This window comes from Pedobacter sp. MR22-3, from assembly GCF_026240075.1.
In the GTDB taxonomy this organism is placed as follows: Bacteria; Bacteroidota; Bacteroidia; order Sphingobacteriales; family Sphingobacteriaceae; genus Pedobacter.
This window is the reverse complement of sequence record NZ_JAPIVF010000007.1, coordinates 239,661-260,409: the sequence shown is the minus strand read 5'-3', so window position 1 is coordinate 260,409 and position 20,749 is coordinate 239,661. Positions and strand designations below refer to the sequence as shown.

Genomic DNA, 20,749 nt, shown 5'->3' with positions numbered 1-20,749 from the left:
TATATTTTCTTAATTTAGCCCTAACCAAAATAGATCTTTATGAAAAAAATAATGCTTAGCGCGGTACCATTGGCAACATTTTGTTTAGCTGTGGCGCTTTCTTCCTGTAATCCAAAGGCTGATAAAGCTACAGAAACCATTGCGCAAACAGATTCCTTAAAATACAATACCACCATTGACGGTAAAAAGGTAAGTCTTTACACCTTGAAAAATGCAAAGGGTGCCACCGTTACCATTACCAATTATGGTGGGCGGATTGTTTCACTTTTAGTGCCTAATAAGGATGATAAATTAACAGATGTGGTGTTGGGCTACGACAGTATTGGTGCTTACCGCAAAAAAGGAGAGCCGTTTTTCGGAGCTTTAATCGGCAGATACGGCAACCGGATTGGCAAAGGCAAATTTACCTTAAATGGAGAACAATATACGTTACAGCTGAACGACGGGCGAAATACCTTACACGGTGGAACCGATGGTTTTTATTCGAAAGTATGGGATGCAAAACAGGTAGATGGGCAAAAGTTAGAATTAACCTATACCGCTAAAGATGGCGAAGCCGGATATCCAGGTAAGCTGGATGTAAAGGTGCTGTATACTTTAACAGATGATAATGCTTTACAGATTGATTATACAGCCACTACTGATAAGGCTACAGTGGTAAACCTGACCAATCATGCTTATTTCAATCTGAACGGTGAGGGAAATAAAAGTATCCTGGATCATGAACTTACCATCGCGGCAGATTCGATTACCCCAGTTGATTCTACTTTAATTCCGACAGGTAAATTATTAGCTGTAACCGGAACTGCATTTGATTTTACCAAAGCTAAAACCATTGGGAAATCTATTGAAGAAAGCAATGAGCAACTGAAGTTTGGAAAAGGCTACGACCATAACTTCGCACTGAATAAACATGATGCGAAAACACCTGTGGCTACGGTGAAAAGTACTTCAACAGGAATTAAAATGGAAGTATATACCACTGAGCCTGGCTTACAGTTTTACAGCGGGAACTTTTTAACAGGAGCTGATCAAGATGGTAAGGGGGGTAAATCTTATCCGCACCGCTCAGCAATTTGTTTGGAAACACAGCATTTTCCTGATGCACCAAATCATCCGAACTTTGCTTCTACAGAATTGAAACCCGGAGAGACGTATAAAACGAGTACGACGTATAAGTTTTCAAAATAATAAAAAAGCGCTCCTGCAACTGCAGGAGCGCTTTTTCTTTTGCCGTTGATTTACAATTTTTTTGGCTTAGCCGCAGAAACTCGGAAAGAAAGGAAACAGCAGCATGTATTTTATCATTCGCAACACTTGGGATATTTGGTCTCCTGACATCGGACTTCATTTATACTTTCAGCAGCCTGTCAGGGAATTGCGATATCTTCTCAATGGTTAATTGCTGCATGATCTGGTAGAGATGCGTTTTGAACATGTTAATGGTATGTTCACCACCTTCATCACCCAGGGCACCAACGCCATACATAAACGGACGACCCATAAAATTGAATTCAGATCCAACAGCATGCGCCCTGGCTAAATCGACTCCTGAACGAATACCACCATCCATCATGATTTTGAGTTTTGATTTATAAGCCGGATTTGCCGCTAACTTCATTAATGAATTGATGGATGATTCACCTGCATCAATTTGCCTTCCACCGTGATTTGATACCATTACACCGTCTACCCCAATCTGTATAGCAGCCTGCATATCTTCATCGGTTGTAATACCCTTCAATACCAATGGCCCTTTCCAGATTTCGCGGATGGCAGAAACCTTTTCGATATCTACTTTGCCGGTAAAAGTCCTGTTCATGAATTGTCCTAATTGCGACATATCCATACCTTTTTCCATGTATGGCTTTAATGTAGCAAAAGATGGAATGCCATGCTGAAGTGTTTTAATACCCCATAACGGACGGGCAAAAGCCTGCAGGATGTTATTGATCGACATTTTAGGTGGAATGGAAAGTCCGCTTTTGATTTCCTTGTACCTTAAACCAAATGCCGGAACATCAACCAGTACGACCAAAACCGGGCACTCAACCGCCTTCAAACGATTTAATATATCATCTCTCAGCCTGTTCTCTGTAGGATGATAAAGCTGAAACCATGCCTTCCCTTCAGATACCTCGGCAATGCGCTCGATGCTGCTGGTAGAAACAGTACTTAAAGTGTAAGGGATATCGTGTTTGGCAGCTGCCCTAGCTAAAATTTCCGGTGCGTTTGGCCACATTAAACCTTGTAATCCTATCGGAGAGATGCCAAACGGAGCACTGTACTTACGCCCGAAGAGTTCTACTGACATATCAATATCTCCACCAACTCGTAAATAATTTGGTTTAAGGTAAATATTATCAAAGTCGTTCTCGTTACGGGCTAAGTTCAATCCTTCATTACAACCACCTTCTAAATAATCAAATGCGAACTTAGGGATTCTGCTTTTCGCTTTGCGTCTTAAGTCGGCAACAGAGGGATATTGAGAATTATAAGGAAAGGTAATTTTTTTACTCATTATTTAAGCTATTGTTTCTGTCAGATGCCTTTTAAAATTGAAAACTAATACTATATATTAATTTCTCCATCCTGCACTATCTGTTATATTTGGTTTATTTGAGCATTTACCTGATGCGAAACCTTAAAAAGGCTTGATAGTTATGCTTTAAAGCTTATAAAAAGCTTTCGCAGTATTTCCGAAAATTAATTTCCTTTCTTTTTCGCTAAACCTTAAAGCGTATTTATTAATAAGGTTAAACCAATCCTCATAAGGGCGACTTACCAACACAACCGGCCAGTCGCTGCCATACATCACCCGCTCTACACCAAAATTTTCAAATACCACATCAAAGCAATTAAAAAGTTCTGCTTCTTTCCAGTTTTTCCAATCTGCTTCTGCTAACAGTCCTGATACTTTACAGGTAACACTTGGATTTTCAGCCAGCAGTTTAATGTTTTCGCTCCAGGTTTTTAAATCCTGTGTTTTAACATCCGGTTTTCCGCAGTGGTCAAGAACAAATGGTTGATCAGGAATTTGATCAACCACTTGTATAATGCTTTTCAGCTGGTTATGGTAGCACAATAAATCATAAGTGTAACCAAATTTTTTCAACTGTTTAATCCCATTGATAAAAATAGGATCAAGAATGAATGCGGCTGTTTCAGCCTGAAGAACATGTCGCCAGCCCTTAATCTTTTTAAAGTTTTTATAATAATCAAGTCTGCTTTCTAAATTTGGATTTTTAAAATCGATCCATCCAACAATACCTTTGATCATATCATGATCATCAGCCAGGTTCAGCAGAAATTCATTTTCTCCTTCAGACTGATTGGCCTGAACGGCTATGCAACCTGTAATCTGAAGATCTTGATATATCCGGCTTAAGTTTTCAGGAGCGAAATCATTCCGGATCGCCCGCATGTCTTCCGTTATCCAGCTGTCTCTATCAGGGTCGAAGTTCCAAAAGTGTACGTGGGTATCTATCATGGGTTATAGCTTGAAAATTTTATCCATCAACCGCCATTTTTCTCCCGGCTGAGCGCCGGGAAGGGACTGCTGGTATTTCCACATCAGGGTTTCCCATTCCTGTACTCTGGGGTTCTCAAGGTCGGCTTTTGCTTTTTGCTCAAAAGAGAAATCTTCATTTACTTCCATTATCATAAACAGCCTGTTTCCGCTTAAGTAAATTTCCATATCAAGCACGCTGGCCGATGTGATGCTTTCCTGTATCTCCGGCCAAATTGCTTCATGATATTTTTTATATTCAGCAATCAAAGATGGGTTGTCAATCAGATCAAGAGTGAAGCAATATCTTTGCATTATTTTTCTGTGTAAGCTTTAACTTCTTGTTTACTGCTGCCTAAACCATCAATTCCCAACTCCACCACATCTCCTGCTTTTAAATACCAGGGTTCTGGTTTTTGTCCTAATCCAACGCCGGCAGGTGTACCGGTAGAGATTACATCACCAGGCAAAAGTGTCATAAACTGGCTGATGTATGAAACGATAAAAGGCACATTGAATATAAAATTAGCGGTATTACCATCCTGCAATGTTTTTCCGTTTACGGTTAGCCACAGGCGAAGCTTGTGCACATCTTCAATTTCATCCGGCGTAGCAATAAAGGGACCGATAGGAGCAAAGGTATCACAGCTTTTGCCTTTTACCCATTGTCCGTTGCGCTCAATCTGGAATTCACGTTCGCTGTAATCATTGTGTAAGGCATAACCCGCTACGTGGTTTAAGGCATCCTCTTCTGAAACATAACTGGCTTTCTTGCCAATAACAATTGCCAGTTCAACTTCCCAATCCGTTTTCCTGCTGTTTTTAGGAAGGATCAGGTCATCATTAGGGCCAACAATTGCCGATGTGGCTTTAAAGAATAAAATGGGTTCTGTCGGAATGGCAGCATTGGTTTCGGCTGCATGGTCCTTATAATTTAAACCTACGCAAACTATTTTAGACGGACGTGCTAAAGCTGGTCCGAGGCGTACACCTTTATCTATTTCAGTTAAGCTTGCTGATGTAAGATCCTGCTTTAATTTTTCCAGGCCATTGCCGCCAAAGAACGCTTCATTGTAATCCTGTACCAAACCAGAAACATCATAGTATTTATCATCTATAATAACTCCGGGTTTTTCTGCGCCTGCCGCTCCAAAACGTATTAATTTCATGTTGTTTTATTTAGTATTAAATGTCAAATACAAGATGTAGATTATTAATTATCAAAAACTTTCCGCATTCCGCTTTCTGCTTTAAGCTTTTCGCTTTCTGCTTCCGCCTAATTATTCAAAGTAGTAAAACCCCCATCAATAGGGTAGTCGCAGCCCGTAATAAATGAAGCCTCATCACTGCATAAATAAAGGGCTAGGGCACCTACTTCTTCGGGTCTGGCCATTCTGCCAATGGGCTGTGTTTTAGATAATTTCTGAAACATTTCCGCTATATCATCAGGATAGTTATTTTTTAAAAATCCATCAACGAATGGCGTATGTACGCGGGCCGGCGAAATGGAATTACACCTGATGTTTTCACCAATATAATCTTTCGCCACACTCATCGTCATGGCTTTTACCGCACCTTTTGCTGTGCTGTATGCAAAACGATCAGGTAAACCCACTAACGATGCAATAGAGGCCATATTAATAATGACTCCACCGCCAGCAGCACGCAGTTGAGGAATTGCTGCATACAAACAATTGTAAACACCTTTTACATTTACCCGCATTACCCGGTCAAAATCTGCTTCTTCTGTGGTATCTGCCTTGCCAATATGTGCAATACCGGCATTGTTCACCAGGATATTGATTTCCCCGATCTGATCAAAAATGGCTTTAACATTTTGATGGTTAGCCACATCGCAGGCATAACTAAAAGCTTTACCGCCCTGATTGCTTATTTCTGCTAATGTTGCTTCTGCCTGCCCGATGCCCAATTCTAAAATATGGACTTCAGCACCCTGCTGTGCTAAAATGGTCGCAATAGCTTTCCCGATACCACTTCCGCCGCCAGTGACTATTGCTTTTTTATTCGTTAATGAAAACATCCTTATTATTTATATATAATTGAGAGTCGAAATATATGGATTAAAATTAATTCCAATGTTAATATGATATTCAATTTCATTGATTTTTATGGTATCTGATACTGCATTTGTTTTGATTAGAATGAAATACAAATAAAATAAATAATGCTGATAAAAATTTCATCTGCTGATCTAAATATCCATCAAGATGTTTAGGCCTTAGTGATGAGTTGAAAAACAGTTTTCTCTGAACCAATTTTACACGTTTTTATGGCTACGTTTCCCCATATTTGATTCTTATTAACCAATATTCCGTGTGTATTTCTGTTCAACGGATTTTACTGTTAACGCCAACTTAAACGAGAAAATTGCTTATTACTTATAAATTATAAAGATCACGGTATGATGAATGCCCATATTTTTGATGAACCCATCTATCTTAGATACTTCATTCTAAATGGTAATTTATGTCGTAAAAACCGGATTGATAATCCACAAATGATTTAAAGAAGCTAATCCAGTATATGACTTTAAAACCATTTTATCTTTTATGGTCTCATAATCAGCAACCTCAAGGGGATCGAGCCGATTATAGTATATTCTAAATGTTTTTTACTAATTTCAAAATTTAAAACCTATTGATTGAAGCCAACTGGATAACGTATAATGATCTATAGCTTGCATTGGCTTTGAGAACAGATGAACTGATGGGCGCAATGGCTTATCTTCAATGAGCATAGAAGAGGCCATTTGGTTCTTTTTTCAGGCCAACATTACCATAATAAATAAAACCAAATATAATGAACCACAACACCGCACCAGAAATTATAACAACAGGAGATCCCTCATCAGGTAAGAAATACGTATTGCCATTTATACTTGTAGTAAGTTTATTTTTCCTTTGGGGAATGGCCCACAACCTGGATTCCATATTAATACCGCATTTAAAAAAGGCATGTAACTTAAATAATAGGCAATCTACGCTGATAGACACATCCGTTTTCTTTGCCTATTTTTTAATGGCGATTCCGGCCGGAATCATCTTAAAAAAATGGGGGTATAAAGCCACTATGATTTCAGGCTTACTTGCTTTTGCATTTGGTGCACTTTTATTTGTTCCTGCTGCTAATAATCTTTCTTATGTGACATTTTTGGTCGCTCTTTTTATCATTGGCTGTGGATTAACGATGCTTGAAACATCAGCCAATCCTTATGCAGCAGTTTTAGGCGACCCGGCTAAGGCTACGAGCAGGTTAAATTTGGCTGCATCATTTAATGGCCTGGCCGCAATGGTGGCTCCAATGATTGGCGGATTATTTATTCTGTCAGGAAAATCGCACACGAAAGAAGAACTCGCAGCAATGTCAGAAGTGAGCAGAAACCACTATTTTCTGGAAGAAGCTGCTTCTGTTAAAACGCCTTACATCACATTGGGTGTTATTTTACTGGTTATTGCTGTGATATTTTATTTTATTCACCTCCCTGAAATTAAAACTAAAAGTATTGATGGCGAAGCCAAAGGAAGCTTTTTCGGGGCATTGCGACATCAGCACCTCAGGTGGGCAGTGGTTGCGCAGTTTTTTTATGTAGGCGCGCAGGTATGTGTAACGAGTTTTTTTATCAGGATGGCTCAGCAAGGTGGTGGCTTTGACGAAAAGACAGCAGCATCTTACCTGGCTATTTACGGTTTTCTCTTTACCGCAGGCAGGTTTGCAGGAACTGCACTTTTACAATTTATTGCTTCTCATCAGCTTTTATCGATTTATGCTGTTATTTCTGTTTTATTGTGTTTACTGGCCATTACAGGAAGTGGTGTAATCGTGGTTTATGCACTTGGCGGACTAGGTTTTTTTATGTCTATTATGTTCCCCACTATCTTTGCTTTAGGGATTGAAGGAATCGGGGATGATACTAAACCAGGTTCTTCGTGGCTCATCATGTCCATTGTAGGTGGTGCAATTTTACCATTCGGAATGGGAACATTAATTGATATGTATGGAGATCATATTCAGGTGGGTTATATTATCCCATTGGTTTGTTTCGTTGTGGTGCTGTTTTTCGGATTAAGAGGCTATAAAATTGCGCATCGCTAACCTATTCCAGTTTTATATTAATGAGATGGTCAAATAACTTAATGATCTCGTATTTTAACTTTAACTGCCATATAAAACGAAAGCGGCATCGGCATGGAAAATAAAAAATGAGGAATTTAAAACAAAACACTACTAAAATTTAGAAGAAAACATTTCAAGCAATTGGAACGGATTTCTGAATAAAAGAATTGCAAATGGCATTTACATTCACCATTGCTATTATTTCTAATTAAAGAATATGAATTTAAACTTAAAAGAAAAAGTCATCATCATTACTGGTGCCGCAAAAGGCATTGGACGGAGCATTGCAGAAGTTTTTGCAAAAGAAAATGCAATTGCGGTTATTGTTGGCAGGAAAGCAGCGGATAATCAGCAAGTAGTGGATGCAATTGTGCAGAATGGCGGTCAGGCCGCGCAGTTTGTAGCGGAACTATCCAGGCCGGAAGACTGCAAAAATGTGATTCGCTCAATTGTTGAAAAATTCGGAAGAATTGATGGTTTGGTAAATAACGCCGGCGTTAACGATGGTGTTGGTTTAGAAAGTGGAAATTATGAAGATTTTATGGCCTCATTGCACAAGAATGTGGTTCATTATTACCTGATGGCACATCATGCTTTGCCTGAATTGATCAAAAGTAAAGGTGCGATAGTCAACATAACATCTAAAACGGCCGAAACCGGACAAGGAAACACTTCAGCCTATGCGGCAGCAAACGGTGGCAGAAATGCGTTAACCCGCGAATGGGCGGTTGAATTATTAAAGTACGGAATCCGTGTTAATGCAGTGGTGGTGGCCGAATGCTGGACACCGGCTTACGAAACCTGGATCGAGACCTTGGCAGATGCGCAGTCAAAGCTTGATGAGATCACCTCTAAAATTCCTTTGGAAAACAGGATGACAACGGCTGAAGAGATCGCCAACATGACAGTGTTTTTGATGTCGGATAAATCCAGTCACACCACCGGACAGATTATTCATGTGGATGGTGGTTATGTGCATTTAGACAGGGCTTTGGCAAACGCATAGAAAAATAATTAGAGAATGATAGAATTAGAGAATAATAGAATAATAGAATGAATGGCTATAAAATCGCTTTACACATTCTTTCATTCAAAAACTCAATTATTCTTGCATTCAAAATTAACTAATTCAATCATTTTCTCATTCAAAATTCATTCATTCAAAATTCACTCATTTATTCAATCATTGAAGTATATGAAAACCCTTACTTGCACTACACCTGGCACTTTTGAATATTCAGAAACTGAAAAACCTGAATTAAGGAAAGACCATGCCATTATAAAAATCAAACGAATCGGAATCTGTGGAACTGATTTGCATGCTTTTGAAGGTACTCAACCCTTCTTCAATTACCCAAGAGTTTTAGGTCACGAACTATCCGGGGAGTTAGTAGAAGTAGATGGTGCTGAAGGATTTACAATAGGAGAGAAGGTTACTTTTATTCCTTATTTTAATTGTGGCGAATGCATTGCCTGCCGGATGGACAAACCCAACTGCTGTGTAAAAATGCAGGTTTGCGGTGTGCATGTAGATGGTGGGATGCGAGAGTATTTGCAGGTACCATCCCGAACGCTTTTGCATGGCGAAGGTTTGAGTTATGATGAGCTGGCCTTAGTAGAACCTTTGGCTATCGGAGCACATGGTGTTAGGCGGGCTGATGTTCAAAAAGGTGAGTTTGTATTGGTAATAGGGGCCGGACCCATTGGATTAGGTACAATGGAATTTGCGAGAATTGCCGGTGCAAACGTGATCGCTTTGGATATTAATGAAGACCGGTTAGCTTTTTGTAAAGAAAAATTAGGGGTTGCGCACGTCATTAATGCACTGGATGCCGACGTGGTTCAGCGGCTTAGCAATATTACCAATGGCGATATGCCTACAGTGGTAATCGATGCAACAGGAAATCAAAAGGCTATTAACAATGCGATCAATTACATGGCGCATGGTGCAAGATTTGTGTTAATCGGCTTGCAGAAAGGTGATCTCATATTCAACCACCCCGAATTTCACAAACGCGAATCCACTCTAATGAGCAGCAGAAATGCCACAATCGAAGATTTTGAACACGTAATTAAATCTATGAAGGCTGGATTAATAAATCCGACCAATTATATTACCCACCAGGTTACTTTTAGCGAAGTTAAGGAGCAGTTTAAAAGTTGGCTGGATCCGAAAAACGGGGTGATTAAAGCGATGGTAAGTATCGAGTAGATTTCTTTTATTTCTGCACTTTGCAAATGGAAAAAAGCCGATAATTTTTAATTATCGGCTTTCATATTTAGTAGTTTAAAGAACTATTTATAGAATACCTCGTTCCAGTGCAATTCATTTCTGAAATGGTTGATTTTAGTATCTGCACCAATATTTACATATTCTAAACCTGCAATATTGGCGAAGTCTAATAAATGTTCAGTAGTCAGATTCTGGCTATAAGCCGTATGGTGTGCACCACCGGCATAAATCCAGGCAGCACAACCTGTTTTCATATCAGGAAGTGGTTTCCAAAGTACACGAGCTACCGGCAAATTAGGTAAATCATTTTCAGCTTCAACTGCTTTTACTTCGTTCACTAACAAGCGGAAGCGATTGCCCATGTCAATTAAAGATGCATTTAAAGCATCACCACCTGAAACATTAAAAACCAAACGGGCCGGATCAGCTTTGCCACCAATACCTAAGGGATGAACCTCTAAACTTGCCTTGCCTGAAGCTAAACTGGCATCAACCTCGAGCATGTGCGAGCCTAACACCATCGAGTTAGCCGGGTCAAAATGGTATGTATAATCCTCCATAAAAGCATTACCACCAGCTAGTCCGGCACCCATTACTTTACAGGCACGGACCAAAGCTGCTGTTTTCCAGTCGCCTTCACCAGCAAATCCATAACCATCGGCCATTAAACGCTGAGCGGCAATTCCCGGAAGCTGAATCATACCATGTAAATCTTCGAAAGTATCAGAGAAGCCCTTGAAACCACCATCTTCCAGGAACTTTCTTAAACCTAACTCAATCTTTGCAGCATCATAAACCGATTGATGTCTGGCACCACCAGCCTTCAGGTCGTCAGCCATGTCATAAGTTTCTTCATATTCTGTCAACAAAGCCTGAATCGAATCTTCACCTATTTCATTAATTACAGCTACTAAATCGCCTATGCCATAAGTGTTTACTGAAAAACCAAATTTCATTTCGGCCTCTACTTTATCACCATCAGTTACAGCTACAAAACGCATGTTGTCACCAAAGCGAACAAACTTTGCACCTTGCCAATCGTTCCATCCGGCAGCAGCACGGCACCAGGTATCAATTTGTTTTGCTACTTCTTCATCTTGCCAGTGACCTACCACTACCTTACGGTCTTTACGCATGCGCGAAACCATGAAGCCAAATTCACGGTCTCCGTGTGCACTTTGGTTCAGGTTCATGAAATCCATATCAATGGTATTCCATGGAATATCGCGGTTAAATTGGGTATGCAAGTGAAGCAAGGGTTTTTGCAGAACATTCAAGCCTCTGATCCACATTTTAGCCGGTGAAAAGGTGTGCATCCAGGTCATTACACCAATACAGTTCTCATCAATATTGGCTTGTTGCAGTGTTTCGAAAATTTCTTCAGTAGTTTTCACAATGGGTTTGTACACTACCGAAACCGAGATATTTCCATTTTGGTTTAATGAATCGGCTACCTGTTGTGCATGCTCAGCTACTTGTTTTAAGGTTTCTTCACCGTACAAATGTTGTGTACCAGTGATAAACCAAACTTGTAATTTTTTTAAATCAATCATTATTTATTTTATTTAAATGCTAATAGTTTTATTGTTAGTTATATGATTAATCGATTGAAAACTTCAGACTAAGTATTCAATTAATGTTTATCAAAATATTGTTTACCCTGAAGTCGGGGCAGGCTGTTGTGCCTCCCCGTAATAACGAATACGAGGTGACTCAAGACTCCAAACTCCCTCAAACCTGTCCGTAATAAGCGCCCGCACCATGCTTACGCTCGTAATGTTTTTCAATTAATGAATCCTTTAACTTCGGCGCCTGTGGATTGATCTGCTGTGTTAACATCGCCATTTGTGCCACGGCCTCCAGTACTGCGCTGTTGTAAACAGCTTTCTCTGCATTTTTTCCCCAGGTAAATGGCGCGTGGTTGCCTACCAGGATCATTTCGACCTCTTTGTGACTTAATCCTAAACTTTCAAAATGGTTCATAATCTGGAAGCCGGTTTCGTATTCATAATTGCCTTTAATCATGGCATCATCCATCGGCGGTGCACAAGGAATATCAACAGTTAAGTGATCAGCATGTGTGGTTCCATAAATCGGAATGGCCTTTTGTGCCTGTGCCCAGGCAGTTCCGTAAGTAGAGTGGGTATGTACCACGCCGCCAATATCTTCCCAATGCTTGTATAAAACAGCATGCGTTTTAGTATCTGATGAGGGACGTAAATTTCCTTCAACGGTATTCCCATCGAAATCCACGATCACCATCTTATCAGCTGACAAATCCTCGTAAGGAACACCACTAGGTTTGATGGCAAAAACGCCTTTAGCACGGTCGGCTGCGCTCACATTTCCAAAAGTAAATAACACCAGACCCAATTTTGGCAATTGCATATTAGCCAGATAAGCCTGTTCTTTTATATCTTGATAGTTGCTCATGACAAATAAGGTTTAACATCCTTTTTATTATATTTTTCCAGGTATCTACCCAGGCCTAAGTAAGCCTGATAGTGTTGGCGATACAATTTCTGCTTTTTAATATCTGGGGTATATTCTTTTTCAAATCCTGTTCCCATAGCGGCCATTGCGGCTTCGATATTGGGGTAGATACCAGCAGCAACTGCGGCGAACATGGCTGCACCTAAGGCGCAGGTGTGCTCAAAACGGTGGATTCTGATTGGCATTTCTAAAACATCAGCCATCATTTGCATAATGTAAGATGATTTTTTGGCTACTCCGCCAATGCCAATAATTCCTTTCACCGGAACGCCTTGTTCTTTAAAGCGATCTACAATGGCTTTTGCACCAAAACAAGTGGCAGCGGCCAAAGCACGGAAAAACCGGGGGGCATCGGTACCTAAACCAAGCCCTGTGATGGCACCTTTAAGCTCCTGATTGGCATCTGGTGTTCTTCTTCCATTTAACCAGTCGATGGCTAACTCAGCATAATCATCATCATCCAGCGCATCAGCCTGTTTGCTCAGGTTAGCAATGATTTTGCTTTCCAGTTCATCTTTCAAAGCGATTGCCGTAGCTTCATCAATTATATTAGATTCGGTAAGTAAATGATTTAAAGGCCAGCTGATTAAGTTTTTAAACCAGGCATAAACATCGCCAAAAGCAGATTGACCAGCTTCTAAACCCGCCATACCCGGAATTACCGAACCGTTCACCTGTCCGCAGATTCCGCTAATCAATTTACCATCTAAATCCTGATTTGGTGCTACCAAAATATCACAGGTACTGGTACCCATCACTTTACTCAGGTAATAAGGTTCAATCTGACCGCCTACGGCACCCATATGTGCATCGAAAGCACCAACGCCGATGACTACATCCGTTTTTAAGCCAAGCTTATCTGCCCATTCATGGCTCAAAGTTCCTGCAGAAACATCGGAGGTATAAGTATCCGCAAAAAGTTTTTCTCTAAAGTCAGCTAAAAGCGGATCCAGGCTGCTGAAAAAACTTTCCGGAGGTAGACCATCAAACTCTTCTGCCCATAAAGCTTTATGTCCGGCAGCGCAGCGGCTGCGTTTCATGGTGGCGATGTCATTCCCTCCGGTTAGTAAGAAAGGAATCCAATCACAATGCTCTACCCATGATTCGGTACTGTTTTTAACGGCAGCATCTATTCTGAAAATCCGCAGTAACTTAGACCAAAACCATTCTGATGAATAAATTCCACCAACATATTTTAGATAGTTGACCGGAAAATTTTTAGCGTGATCATTAATTTCAGCCGCTTCTTTAACTGCGGTATGATCTTTCCAAAGCACAAACATGGCATTTGGATTTTCTTCAAAACCCGGTGTTAAGGCTAAGGGAGTTCCTGATGCATCAACAGCAACCGGGCTAGATCCAGTTGTATCAATGGAAATTCCTTTCACTAAATGTGCAATTTCAGCTCCTCCTGCTTTTGCCAAACAATCTTTAATGGTGTGGGTTAAGCCTTCAATATAATCTAAAGGATGTTGTCTGAATTGATTGATGGACGGCTTACAATATAAACCTTTTTGCCATCGTGGGTAAAGAAAAACGGAAGCCGAAATCTCTTTTCCATTAGCGGTATCTACTAAAACAGACCGAACAGAATCGGTCCCGTAATCAACCCCAATTACATAGTTTGCTGTGCTCATAACAATAAATAATCGTCTAATTAACGTTTATTTATCCGGATTATAAAATTTTATGAAAATTTGTTAAAAAAAATATAAGTAAACATTCAACAGGTGGAAATAACACTATTGAAAACGACCCGGATTTTAGGGAACAAGTACATCTTCATCCATTAAATGGTTTACTTACATCTATTAATCTTTTAAAAAATGGCTGATTTAGACCGAAAAATTTTATTGCCCTTTTCCTATCCAGCCTGAACTGGTATGTTTGAAATTATCTGTAAACTTTAGTCCGTAACCCAACATGCGGTCAAAAGATGAATGTGCGGCTAATAGTAAGCCTATTGAAATTAGAATATCCATGTGCATCAGAAAGCCTGTCGCCAGCAATCCTATTGCTACAGCACGGTGATGGAACAAGTTATACGTGAAAGCACCTATGCGGGAATTTACCAGATAACCCAGCATTGAAAGGTCAGGTGCAAAAAAGAGCAATACCCAGAGCCAAACAGATAATCCCAGATGATATTTGGTTAAGAAATAAATAGCAACCGCGGTTATAGCTGCTTCTTCAATTTTGATAACGACAGCCATCGCTTTTTCGTGATTCATGACAATGATTTTTGATTCCCTTAAATGTACAACTGAAACTTCGGCACTGCGCTTGACAAAAATCAAGAAACCATTTTTCTGCGTATACGGCTAAAGGTTTCAGGTGTCATGCCTAGCATGGACGCCAGATATTGAAGCGGAACCTGGTTAAAAAGCTCACGATTTTCACTAAAGAATTTTTGATAACGCTTCTCGGCAGTCATGGAGATAAGGTCTAAAATACGATTCTCCATCATTACAAAACATTTACCCATGAACAGTTTTTCAAATTCATGCCATTTGGGCACCAGTCTTCCGATAGTAAGGTATGTTTCATAATCAATTGTGTATAAATGCGTTTCTGTTAAAGCCTGGATATCAAAGCGGGATGTTTCGCGAAACATGAAACCCCGGAGATCGGTCATAAAATATCCAGCTGTGCCTATCCACTGGGTAACTTCTTTGTCTAATAGGTTCACAAAAACCCTTAAAATGCCGCTTTCTATAAAACTAAGTTTATTGCAGGACTTCCCGGTTTGTAAAAAATAGCTTCCCTTTTCCACTACTTCCGGTTTAAATAATTCGCTCACTTTTTGGCATTCATCAGCACTAATGCCGAAATGGTGATTGATATAACTTTCAAGTTCGTTCATTTATTTCATTTAAGTGATGATAAAGATCGACAATATGGGCTGATACTAAACAGCTAATCAGGTAAAATATGTTACATGCCAAAAATGGAAATTCCTAAAACCAGTTTCCTTATAAAGGGTATGCTAAGTCTTTTTATAATAATTCTTTGGCGGTTCAATGTTTACACGCGTTGGTTGATCATCTGTTATTTTCTTTACGCTTAACGATAAATAGGTTTTGAAATATTTAAAATATAGTAGCTCTTTTTATCTTAGGAGAGAACTTAAGAAACTTAATGCACTCATCTATCTGTAATTTTATGATGATTAAACTAGTGCGAACAGACGTTTTTCAAAATTCCTCAGCTTTCACAAACAAAACCATTTCCTTACGCTGTTGTTTGAGAGAAGAGGGAAAGTGAATTCCCGCAAAATAAATAAATTATGAATTCAGGAATTATTGAATATGTTAACCTCGAGGAATTATCTAAGGGCGATTATAAGTTGATTGATGGTGAAACGGATATTACAGGTTGGTCGGTAAAGGATGAAAATGATAGGCAGGTTGGTAAAGTTAGAGACATGTTATTTGACCCTGTGCAAAATGCTATCCGATATATCATCATTGATCTTGACCAGTCAATTTCTGGTGATGATGAAAAAGCAATACTGATTCCCATTGGCTACGCAAACCTCGCAGATAATAAAAAAGAAGTGATTTTACCAGAAATGGTGGAAAGCCAATTTATTGCTATGCCGCGTTATATTATCGGTGAGGTAACCAGAGATACCGAAATGCAAATCAGATCAGTAATAGCAGGTTCGCCTGTATTAGATATGGAAGAAGAACCAGTTGAGACAGTCCATGCTGAGTTTTATCGGCATCATCATTTCGATAGAGGCAATGTTACCGCTATGCATAATGCTACGGAAAATACCAATATGAATGAACTATTTACGCAACCTACACCAGAAGCAGAGACTATTCCTGAAATTACTGATACAATTGAAACGACAAATATTTCGGAGGTGGACAATGAAATACATTCAGCTACTACACTTCAGGAGTTTTCAATCGATACTCAAGATGGAACTTTTGGCATTGAGCCCCAGGAAAATGGCACCTATCGAATCTTTGATAAGGAAAAGAAGATTGGTTTAATATATGCGGAACCAGGTGAGCAGGGTTTACGCTGGCGCACAATGGATCAGTTAGGCGACCGATTTGTTACGATGATTGGCGAGGCAATAAGAGTACATAACGATTCACAAGGTAATTTATAGGCTTAGATTTAATGGCAGCTGAGAAAAACAGTTGCCATTAAATAATGACCAAAATTATGATAACAGGTATTACATATAAATTAACTAGATAAGCTTTTTTATCCATATTATACATTAAATTACGACTTTACCACTTTCAAAGCTTTATCTAAAATTAATCCTCTGTTGCTGACTTCATATCGTTAATCTCAAATTATTTCTCATCATGACAATATTTAAGTCTTCACTTATAAAGCTGATTTTCAGTGCCGCTATTGTATTTATGTACAATTTGTCCTTTGCCGCTAAACCTGCATATTATTATCAGATTAAGATTTATCATCTCAAAGATGCGGCACAGGAAAAAACAGTCGACCATTATCTGGAAAATGCTTATTTGCCTGCATTACACCGGCAAGGAATTTCAGGTGTCGGCGTATTCAAACCCATTCAAAAGGATTCTGCTGAGCTACTGATTTACGTATTGATCCCGTTCAGGAAAATTGAAAATTACCTGAAAATGGAGCAGGCATTGCAAAAAGACCAGACTTACCTCAGCGCAGGAAATGACTATTTAAATGCAGCATTCAATCAGGCGCCTTTTTTGCGTATGGAATCAATTATTTTAAAAGCTTTTGAAGGTATGCCTTCTCCTGCGGTACCGAAATTAACATCGCCCAAAGCAGAAAGGGTGTACGAACTCAGAAGTTATGAAGCCAGTACCGAGAAACTTTCACTCAATAAAATTGCCATGTTCAATGAATTGGAGATCAGTATTTTTAATAAACTTAATTTCAATGCGGTATTCTACGGTCAGGTCATCTCTGGAAGCAAAATGCCCAACCTGATGTATATGACAACCTTTAACAACAAGGCTGGTCGCTATAATCACTGGACTGCATTCGGACCGGAGTACAAAAAGATCAGCGGATTACCACAGTATCAGAACAATGTCTCAAAAAATGTAACAACCTTTCTTTATCCAACAGATTACTCCGATATCTAATTTATAACCTACTTATTTTCTAAAATCTGGAAAATGCGATACAGCATCCGGATTTGACTTAAACCGATCAGGGAGATAAATTTTAATATCAAATGGCTATTCTTTTTTTGAACAATTTAGTTAGCTGATTGCAAGTCGTTAAGTGCTTCAATCTTTAAGTTGATCAAAAAGAAAATACGGATTTTCTTTAAAATGAATAAAATCACGTTCCAGCAGGCTTTTTAAGTGTGTAAGTTCAGCCTGATGGGCAGGGTCTACGGCAACATTTTTCCTTTCCAGCGAAATCACATATTCGAGCAGATTTGCACAGGTGGTAAACTGCCCGGTGCTGACAATTTTTTTAAGCACTTCACCTTTCACCTGAATGGCATCAAACCAGAGGGTGGTATCAGCTGAACGGGCGATTTCGGCTATGGGATTAATTTTTTCGAGACCTTCCAGCAGGAGCTGTTTATCAGCCGGTGTAGGCAGCCATTTTAAACGCTTCTGGTTGTTAAACCGGTTGTGCCTGGCGGCTATATTATAAGTACTTAACTCGTAAATAAAATTGGGCACCCGCCTGTTATCCCATCTCGAATCCTCGAAAAATATCTGGTAAATCAGCCGCCTGACCTGCTTTAAGTTAACGTCTGATACCATCGTCACTGCGGAAGTTAACCTGGCTTTGATCATTTGCTCAAGTACATTCAATCGGGTGAACTGCAGGTAACCAGCCAGTTTATCGGTAATAATGGCGGAGAAAAACTTTTGAAGGCCGAGTTTAATGTAAAGCAATTCCCTTAAATCAAAAGTAATGAGGCTATTGATCAGCTTTTTACCTGTAGATGAATATACCATCATACTACTTAGAACAGTAAGAGTAGCGGTAGCACTGGCTAAAATGATCAACAGTAAGTTTATTTCTGAATGTTTGAAAATCCATCCCATTGCGGCCAAAATGATACAGGTAAAGCCAAACAGCAGGGGATAACGGTTAATGTTTTTTGCCGTCTTTTTAAATTTGGTGAGATAGTAATTCAGGCTGTTTTTTCTCCAGCCCTGCTTTTGTTCGATCGCCGGAGACTCATAACTGTCCATAAAATAACTGGCTACATCGGTAACGATGATCAGGTCGAATGGGTCAGGTTTTACCCTGTTACGTCTTTTTTTATCAGCCAGCATCAGGCTGGAAAGTCCCTGGTTATCCGTGATTCCGCCATCCATCAATGCTACAGTGTTGATATGACTATCCTTTTCCTCTTGAGCAGTTAGTCCACCTTCCGGTACAAACGACAGCGGGAAGCTTTTTTCATTATAATTTTCATAATAAAGTGCTGATCTTAATGCTTCTGCATTTAATGTTTTTTCCGGAGAATCAGCATAACTGAAATCAGACGGGTAAACAATGGGTTCAAAGCCAATTGGAAAACAGGAAGAAGCGGCCAGCACGTCACCTAATTTGATCTTTTTAAAGGTTTCCAGCTGCTTATGATCAAACCAGAGGTAATTATTTCCAATGACCTGATGTGGATTGTCTGTTCCATCCGTCTGAAAACGAAAACTAAGCCCCCGGTAAAATTCAGTACTATTGAAGCAAACTTCCATCTTTTTCCTATAGCTTTTTTCAAAAAAAACAGATAGGGTTTGTTGTTTGAAAAAGATCTCATCATAGGCCTTTGCAAAAGAATTGATCAGGTTTCGCTGTTTGAAGTCAGCACCAGCCTGCCATCGGCTATCATCATTTAGGGTAGTCAAAGCAAGTTCTACTATGGCCTCGCCGTTAAGATCATGATAAAGCTTCCTGTAAAAATCGATAAATGGCTGATCCTGATGCACACCCGCAGCATAAAGCATGGAGGCAATTGTTCCGCCGGAGGCTGAAGAAATGAAGCTGATTCTTTCTGTCAATGATTTTCCATTGCTTTCGAGGTGATTCAGGTAGCTTAAAGTACCCAGGCCGTAAGATGCAGCGCGGAATCCGCCGCCTGAAAAGGCCATGGCTATATTTTGGAATGGATTTAATGTGATGAGCGTGTCATTCGTCATTTTAATAAGAAATTGAGTAAGCGTAAATTTTTTAAATAACTGAGAATACATGGATATTCTTAGACCTAAGATAAAAAAATAAGTTGTTTCTTTTGCTGCATCGATAGCTTACATTTTATATCCCATGTGCCGCTATAATTTTACTGTAACCTAATGCCAGGTTATCTGATTGTTTAACCGTTCTTTAAATTAACGGAATAAGGCAGGCTTACATTGTCGATGCATGTATTGCCCATTGACATTTGAATAGAGTACAAGTGATCATAGATATGCTTTATTGATATCATTATATACCAGAAAATAAGTAGAAAAAAAACAACAAATATTGGTATTTATTTACGAGATTTCTTCATCTAGCTTTGTCTCCAATTCATCGTACCATCTAAATTGCATTTAAAATGATTGTCTATCCGGAATGTTAACAGATCAGACCTCGGGTGATGCTATGAGATCGTAAGCTGAAGCTTGTTTTCATCATCTTTAAAACCTATAAATAAAGATTACAAAATGTATAAATATTAATCCTATGAATTTAAAAAGTTTTGTTTTAACCATTGCAATCATTGGTGGTGTTGCCTATCATTCTCTGGCACAGTATAAAGAGCCTGAAGAAAAAGATAAAAAGCAAATCTTCTACCCTGAAGTTGTTTTTGACTCCCTGCAGGCAAAAAAAATGCTGGCTAAAGGAACTGCTACCATAAAAGGTGTGGCTTTTACAAAGGCAAAAAACAATATGGGCTTCAGAGCCGGTGCAAGAATTCTGGCCAATCAGATTAAGGTCGTATTATTACCGGTTACCCCTTATTTTGAAGCCTGGTACCAACTGAGGAAAGACAAAGAGAATTTTAGAAAGAGGCGTTATGTTTACCTCTCGACAGCGGCTTACATGTACAGGCTGGAAGCCATTACGAACAGCGATGGTAAATTTACTTTTCCGGAAATGAAACCAGGTAAATACTTTTTACAGGGATTTTTAGACTGGACCTCCAACGGCTATTACAATGAATATACAGGTTCGGGTTACAACAGTTATGGCGGACAGACCAATTATTATCAGCAAAAAAAATATACAGTTGACCATCAGGACAGGATTGAAGAGTTTGTAGAGGTTAAAGAAAATGGAGAAATCGTTAAAGTAAGGTTGCATTAACCTATTTGAAATTTCGCTAAAGAAGCGTTTCTCTTTCTGTAATTCTGATCATCCAAAGGCTTTCATAGTTTTGGATTGATTCAGATATTTCATCT

18 protein-coding genes are annotated in these 20,749 nt (G+C 39.3%); 7 read left to right on the top strand and 11 right to left on the bottom strand.

The genetic code is table 11. The annotated features are described in order from the left end of the window. The first annotated feature begins 39 nt into the window (after positions 1 to 39). On the top strand, positions 40 to 1,191 hold the full coding sequence (locus OQ267_RS19085) for an aldose epimerase family protein (RefSeq protein ID WP_265837528.1): 1,152 nt from the start codon (positions 40 to 42) through the stop codon (positions 1,189 to 1,191). Positions 1,192 to 1,351: 160 nt separating this feature from the next. Here the strand turns inward: OQ267_RS19085 and OQ267_RS19080 are convergent, their stop codons facing one another. The 5 genes from OQ267_RS19080 to OQ267_RS19060 all read right to left on the bottom strand — a co-directional run bounded on the left by OQ267_RS19080 (position 1,352) and on the right by OQ267_RS19060 (position 5,549). After that, positions 1,352 to 2,521: an alpha-hydroxy acid oxidase gene (locus OQ267_RS19080; protein ID WP_265837526.1), complete on the bottom strand. Its 1,170-nt coding sequence runs from the start codon at positions 2,519 to 2,521 to the stop codon at positions 1,352 to 1,354. A 147-nt stretch (positions 2,522 to 2,668) separates the two neighbouring features. Further along, a complete protein-coding gene (locus OQ267_RS19075) occupies positions 2,669 to 3,490 on the bottom strand; it encodes an amidohydrolase family protein (protein WP_265837524.1) in 822 nt (273 codons plus the stop codon). Between the two features lie 3 nt (positions 3,491 to 3,493). After that, positions 3,494 to 3,823 (bottom strand): L-rhamnose mutarotase, encoded by a 330-nt coding sequence (locus tag OQ267_RS19070; RefSeq protein ID WP_265837522.1) that lies wholly within the window; start codon positions 3,821 to 3,823, stop codon positions 3,494 to 3,496. Further along, positions 3,823 to 4,677: a fumarylacetoacetate hydrolase family protein gene (locus tag OQ267_RS19065; RefSeq protein ID WP_265837521.1), complete on the bottom strand. Its 855-nt coding sequence runs from the start codon at positions 4,675 to 4,677 to the stop codon at positions 3,823 to 3,825. Before OQ267_RS19065 ends, OQ267_RS19070 begins: the two co-directional genes overlap by 1 nt. Positions 4,678 to 4,784: 107 nt before the next feature. Beyond that, positions 4,785 to 5,549 (bottom strand): SDR family NAD(P)-dependent oxidoreductase, encoded by a 765-nt coding sequence (locus tag OQ267_RS19060; protein ID WP_265837520.1) that lies wholly within the window; start codon positions 5,547 to 5,549, stop codon positions 4,785 to 4,787. A 779-nt stretch (positions 5,550 to 6,328) separates the two neighbouring features. Between OQ267_RS19060 and fucP the strand changes: the two genes are divergently transcribed. The 3 genes from fucP to OQ267_RS19045 all read left to right on the top strand — a co-directional run bounded on the left by fucP (position 6,329) and on the right by OQ267_RS19045 (position 9,854). After that, positions 6,329 to 7,621, top strand: coding sequence for an L-fucose:H+ symporter permease (gene fucP, locus OQ267_RS19055; protein WP_265837518.1), 1,293 nt, complete (start codon positions 6,329 to 6,331; stop codon positions 7,619 to 7,621). Positions 7,622 to 7,859: 238 nt separating this feature from the next. Further along, entirely contained in the window at positions 7,860 to 8,648 is a 789-nt protein-coding gene (locus OQ267_RS19050) for an SDR family oxidoreductase (protein WP_088301577.1), read from the top strand. A gap of 189 nt (positions 8,649 to 8,837) precedes the next feature. Next, positions 8,838 to 9,854: a zinc-binding alcohol dehydrogenase family protein gene (locus OQ267_RS19045; protein WP_265837516.1), complete on the top strand. Its 1,017-nt coding sequence runs from the start codon at positions 8,838 to 8,840 to the stop codon at positions 9,852 to 9,854. Between the two features lie 83 nt (positions 9,855 to 9,937). Here the strand turns inward: OQ267_RS19045 and araA are convergent, their stop codons facing one another. The 5 genes from araA to OQ267_RS19020 all read right to left on the bottom strand — a co-directional run bounded on the left by araA (position 9,938) and on the right by OQ267_RS19020 (position 15,231). Beyond that, entirely contained in the window at positions 9,938 to 11,428 is a 1,491-nt protein-coding gene (gene araA / locus OQ267_RS19040; protein ID WP_265837514.1) for an L-arabinose isomerase, read from the bottom strand. A gap of 178 nt (positions 11,429 to 11,606) precedes the next feature. Beyond that, entirely contained in the window at positions 11,607 to 12,308 is a 702-nt protein-coding gene (locus OQ267_RS19035; RefSeq protein ID WP_088301580.1) for an L-ribulose-5-phosphate 4-epimerase, read from the bottom strand. Continuing rightward, positions 12,305 to 14,005: a ribulokinase gene (locus OQ267_RS19030; protein ID WP_088301581.1), complete on the bottom strand. Its 1,701-nt coding sequence runs from the start codon at positions 14,003 to 14,005 to the stop codon at positions 12,305 to 12,307. Before OQ267_RS19030 ends, OQ267_RS19035 begins: the two co-directional genes overlap by 4 nt. A gap of 213 nt (positions 14,006 to 14,218) precedes the next feature. Further along, a complete protein-coding gene (locus OQ267_RS19025) occupies positions 14,219 to 14,599 on the bottom strand; it encodes a DUF4260 domain-containing protein (protein WP_265837512.1) in 381 nt (126 codons plus the stop codon). Positions 14,600 to 14,661: 62 nt separating this feature from the next. Then, positions 14,662 to 15,231 (bottom strand): Crp/Fnr family transcriptional regulator, encoded by a 570-nt coding sequence (locus OQ267_RS19020; RefSeq protein WP_265837510.1) that lies wholly within the window; start codon positions 15,229 to 15,231, stop codon positions 14,662 to 14,664. Positions 15,232 to 15,654: 423 nt separating this feature from the next. Between OQ267_RS19020 and OQ267_RS19015 the strand changes: the two genes are divergently transcribed. Together OQ267_RS19015 and OQ267_RS19010 are read left to right on the top strand one after the other, a co-directional pair. Further along, a complete protein-coding gene (locus OQ267_RS19015) occupies positions 15,655 to 16,494 on the top strand; it encodes a PRC-barrel domain-containing protein (protein WP_265837509.1) in 840 nt (279 codons plus the stop codon). A gap of 205 nt (positions 16,495 to 16,699) precedes the next feature. After that, positions 16,700 to 17,479, top strand: coding sequence for an NIPSNAP family protein (locus tag OQ267_RS19010; RefSeq protein ID WP_265837508.1), 780 nt, complete (start codon positions 16,700 to 16,702; stop codon positions 17,477 to 17,479). 147 nt (positions 17,480 to 17,626) lie between these two features. Here OQ267_RS19010 and OQ267_RS19005 read toward each other — a convergent pair whose 3' ends face one another. Further along, the gene (locus OQ267_RS19005) at positions 17,627 to 19,504 is read right to left on the bottom strand and encodes a patatin-like phospholipase family protein (protein WP_265837506.1); all 1,878 of its coding nucleotides are present in this window, start codon (positions 19,502 to 19,504) and stop codon (positions 17,627 to 17,629) included. 526 nt (positions 19,505 to 20,030) lie between these two features. Here OQ267_RS19005 and OQ267_RS19000 point away from each other — a divergent pair. Then, a complete protein-coding gene (locus OQ267_RS19000; RefSeq protein ID WP_265817977.1) occupies positions 20,031 to 20,654 on the top strand; it encodes a hypothetical protein in 624 nt (207 codons plus the stop codon). Positions 20,655 to 20,749 lie beyond the last annotated feature (95 nt).

Excerpts from the sequence above, each read along its gene's own strand:
- OQ267_RS19085 (WP_265837528.1), top strand. The coding sequence starts at position 40 with ATGAAAAAAATAATGCTTAGCGCGGTACCATTGGCAACATTTTGTTTA.
- OQ267_RS19080 (WP_265837526.1), bottom strand. The coding sequence starts at position 2,521 with ATGAGTAAAAAAATTACCTTTCCTTATAATTCTCAATATCCCTCTGTT.
- OQ267_RS19075 (WP_265837524.1), bottom strand. The coding sequence starts at position 3,490 with ATGATAGATACCCACGTACACTTTTGGAACTTCGACCCTGATAGAGAC.
- OQ267_RS19070 (WP_265837522.1), bottom strand. The coding sequence starts at position 3,823 with ATGCAAAGATATTGCTTCACTCTTGATCTGATTGACAACCCATCTTTG.
- OQ267_RS19065 (WP_265837521.1), bottom strand. The coding sequence starts at position 4,677 with ATGAAATTAATACGTTTTGGAGCGGCAGGCGCAGAAAAACCCGGAGTT.
- OQ267_RS19060 (WP_265837520.1), bottom strand. The coding sequence starts at position 5,549 with ATGTTTTCATTAACGAATAAAAAAGCAATAGTCACTGGCGGCGGAAGT.
- fucP (WP_265837518.1), top strand. The coding sequence starts at position 6,329 with ATGAACCACAACACCGCACCAGAAATTATAACAACAGGAGATCCCTCA.
- OQ267_RS19050 (WP_088301577.1), top strand. The coding sequence starts at position 7,860 with ATGAATTTAAACTTAAAAGAAAAAGTCATCATCATTACTGGTGCCGCA.
- OQ267_RS19045 (WP_265837516.1), top strand. The coding sequence starts at position 8,838 with ATGAAAACCCTTACTTGCACTACACCTGGCACTTTTGAATATTCAGAA.
- araA (WP_265837514.1), bottom strand. The coding sequence starts at position 11,428 with ATGATTGATTTAAAAAAATTACAAGTTTGGTTTATCACTGGTACACAA.
- OQ267_RS19035 (WP_088301580.1), bottom strand. The coding sequence starts at position 12,308 with ATGAGCAACTATCAAGATATAAAAGAACAGGCTTATCTGGCTAATATG.
- OQ267_RS19030 (WP_088301581.1), bottom strand. The coding sequence starts at position 14,005 with ATGAGCACAGCAAACTATGTAATTGGGGTTGATTACGGGACCGATTCT.
- OQ267_RS19025 (WP_265837512.1), bottom strand. The coding sequence starts at position 14,599 with ATGAATCACGAAAAAGCGATGGCTGTCGTTATCAAAATTGAAGAAGCA.
- OQ267_RS19020 (WP_265837510.1), bottom strand. The coding sequence starts at position 15,231 with ATGAACGAACTTGAAAGTTATATCAATCACCATTTCGGCATTAGTGCT.
- OQ267_RS19015 (WP_265837509.1), top strand. The coding sequence starts at position 15,655 with ATGAATTCAGGAATTATTGAATATGTTAACCTCGAGGAATTATCTAAG.
- OQ267_RS19010 (WP_265837508.1), top strand. The coding sequence starts at position 16,700 with ATGACAATATTTAAGTCTTCACTTATAAAGCTGATTTTCAGTGCCGCT.
- OQ267_RS19005 (WP_265837506.1), bottom strand. The coding sequence starts at position 19,504 with ATGACGAATGACACGCTCATCACATTAAATCCATTCCAAAATATAGCC.
- OQ267_RS19000 (WP_265817977.1), top strand. The coding sequence starts at position 20,031 with ATGAATTTAAAAAGTTTTGTTTTAACCATTGCAATCATTGGTGGTGTT.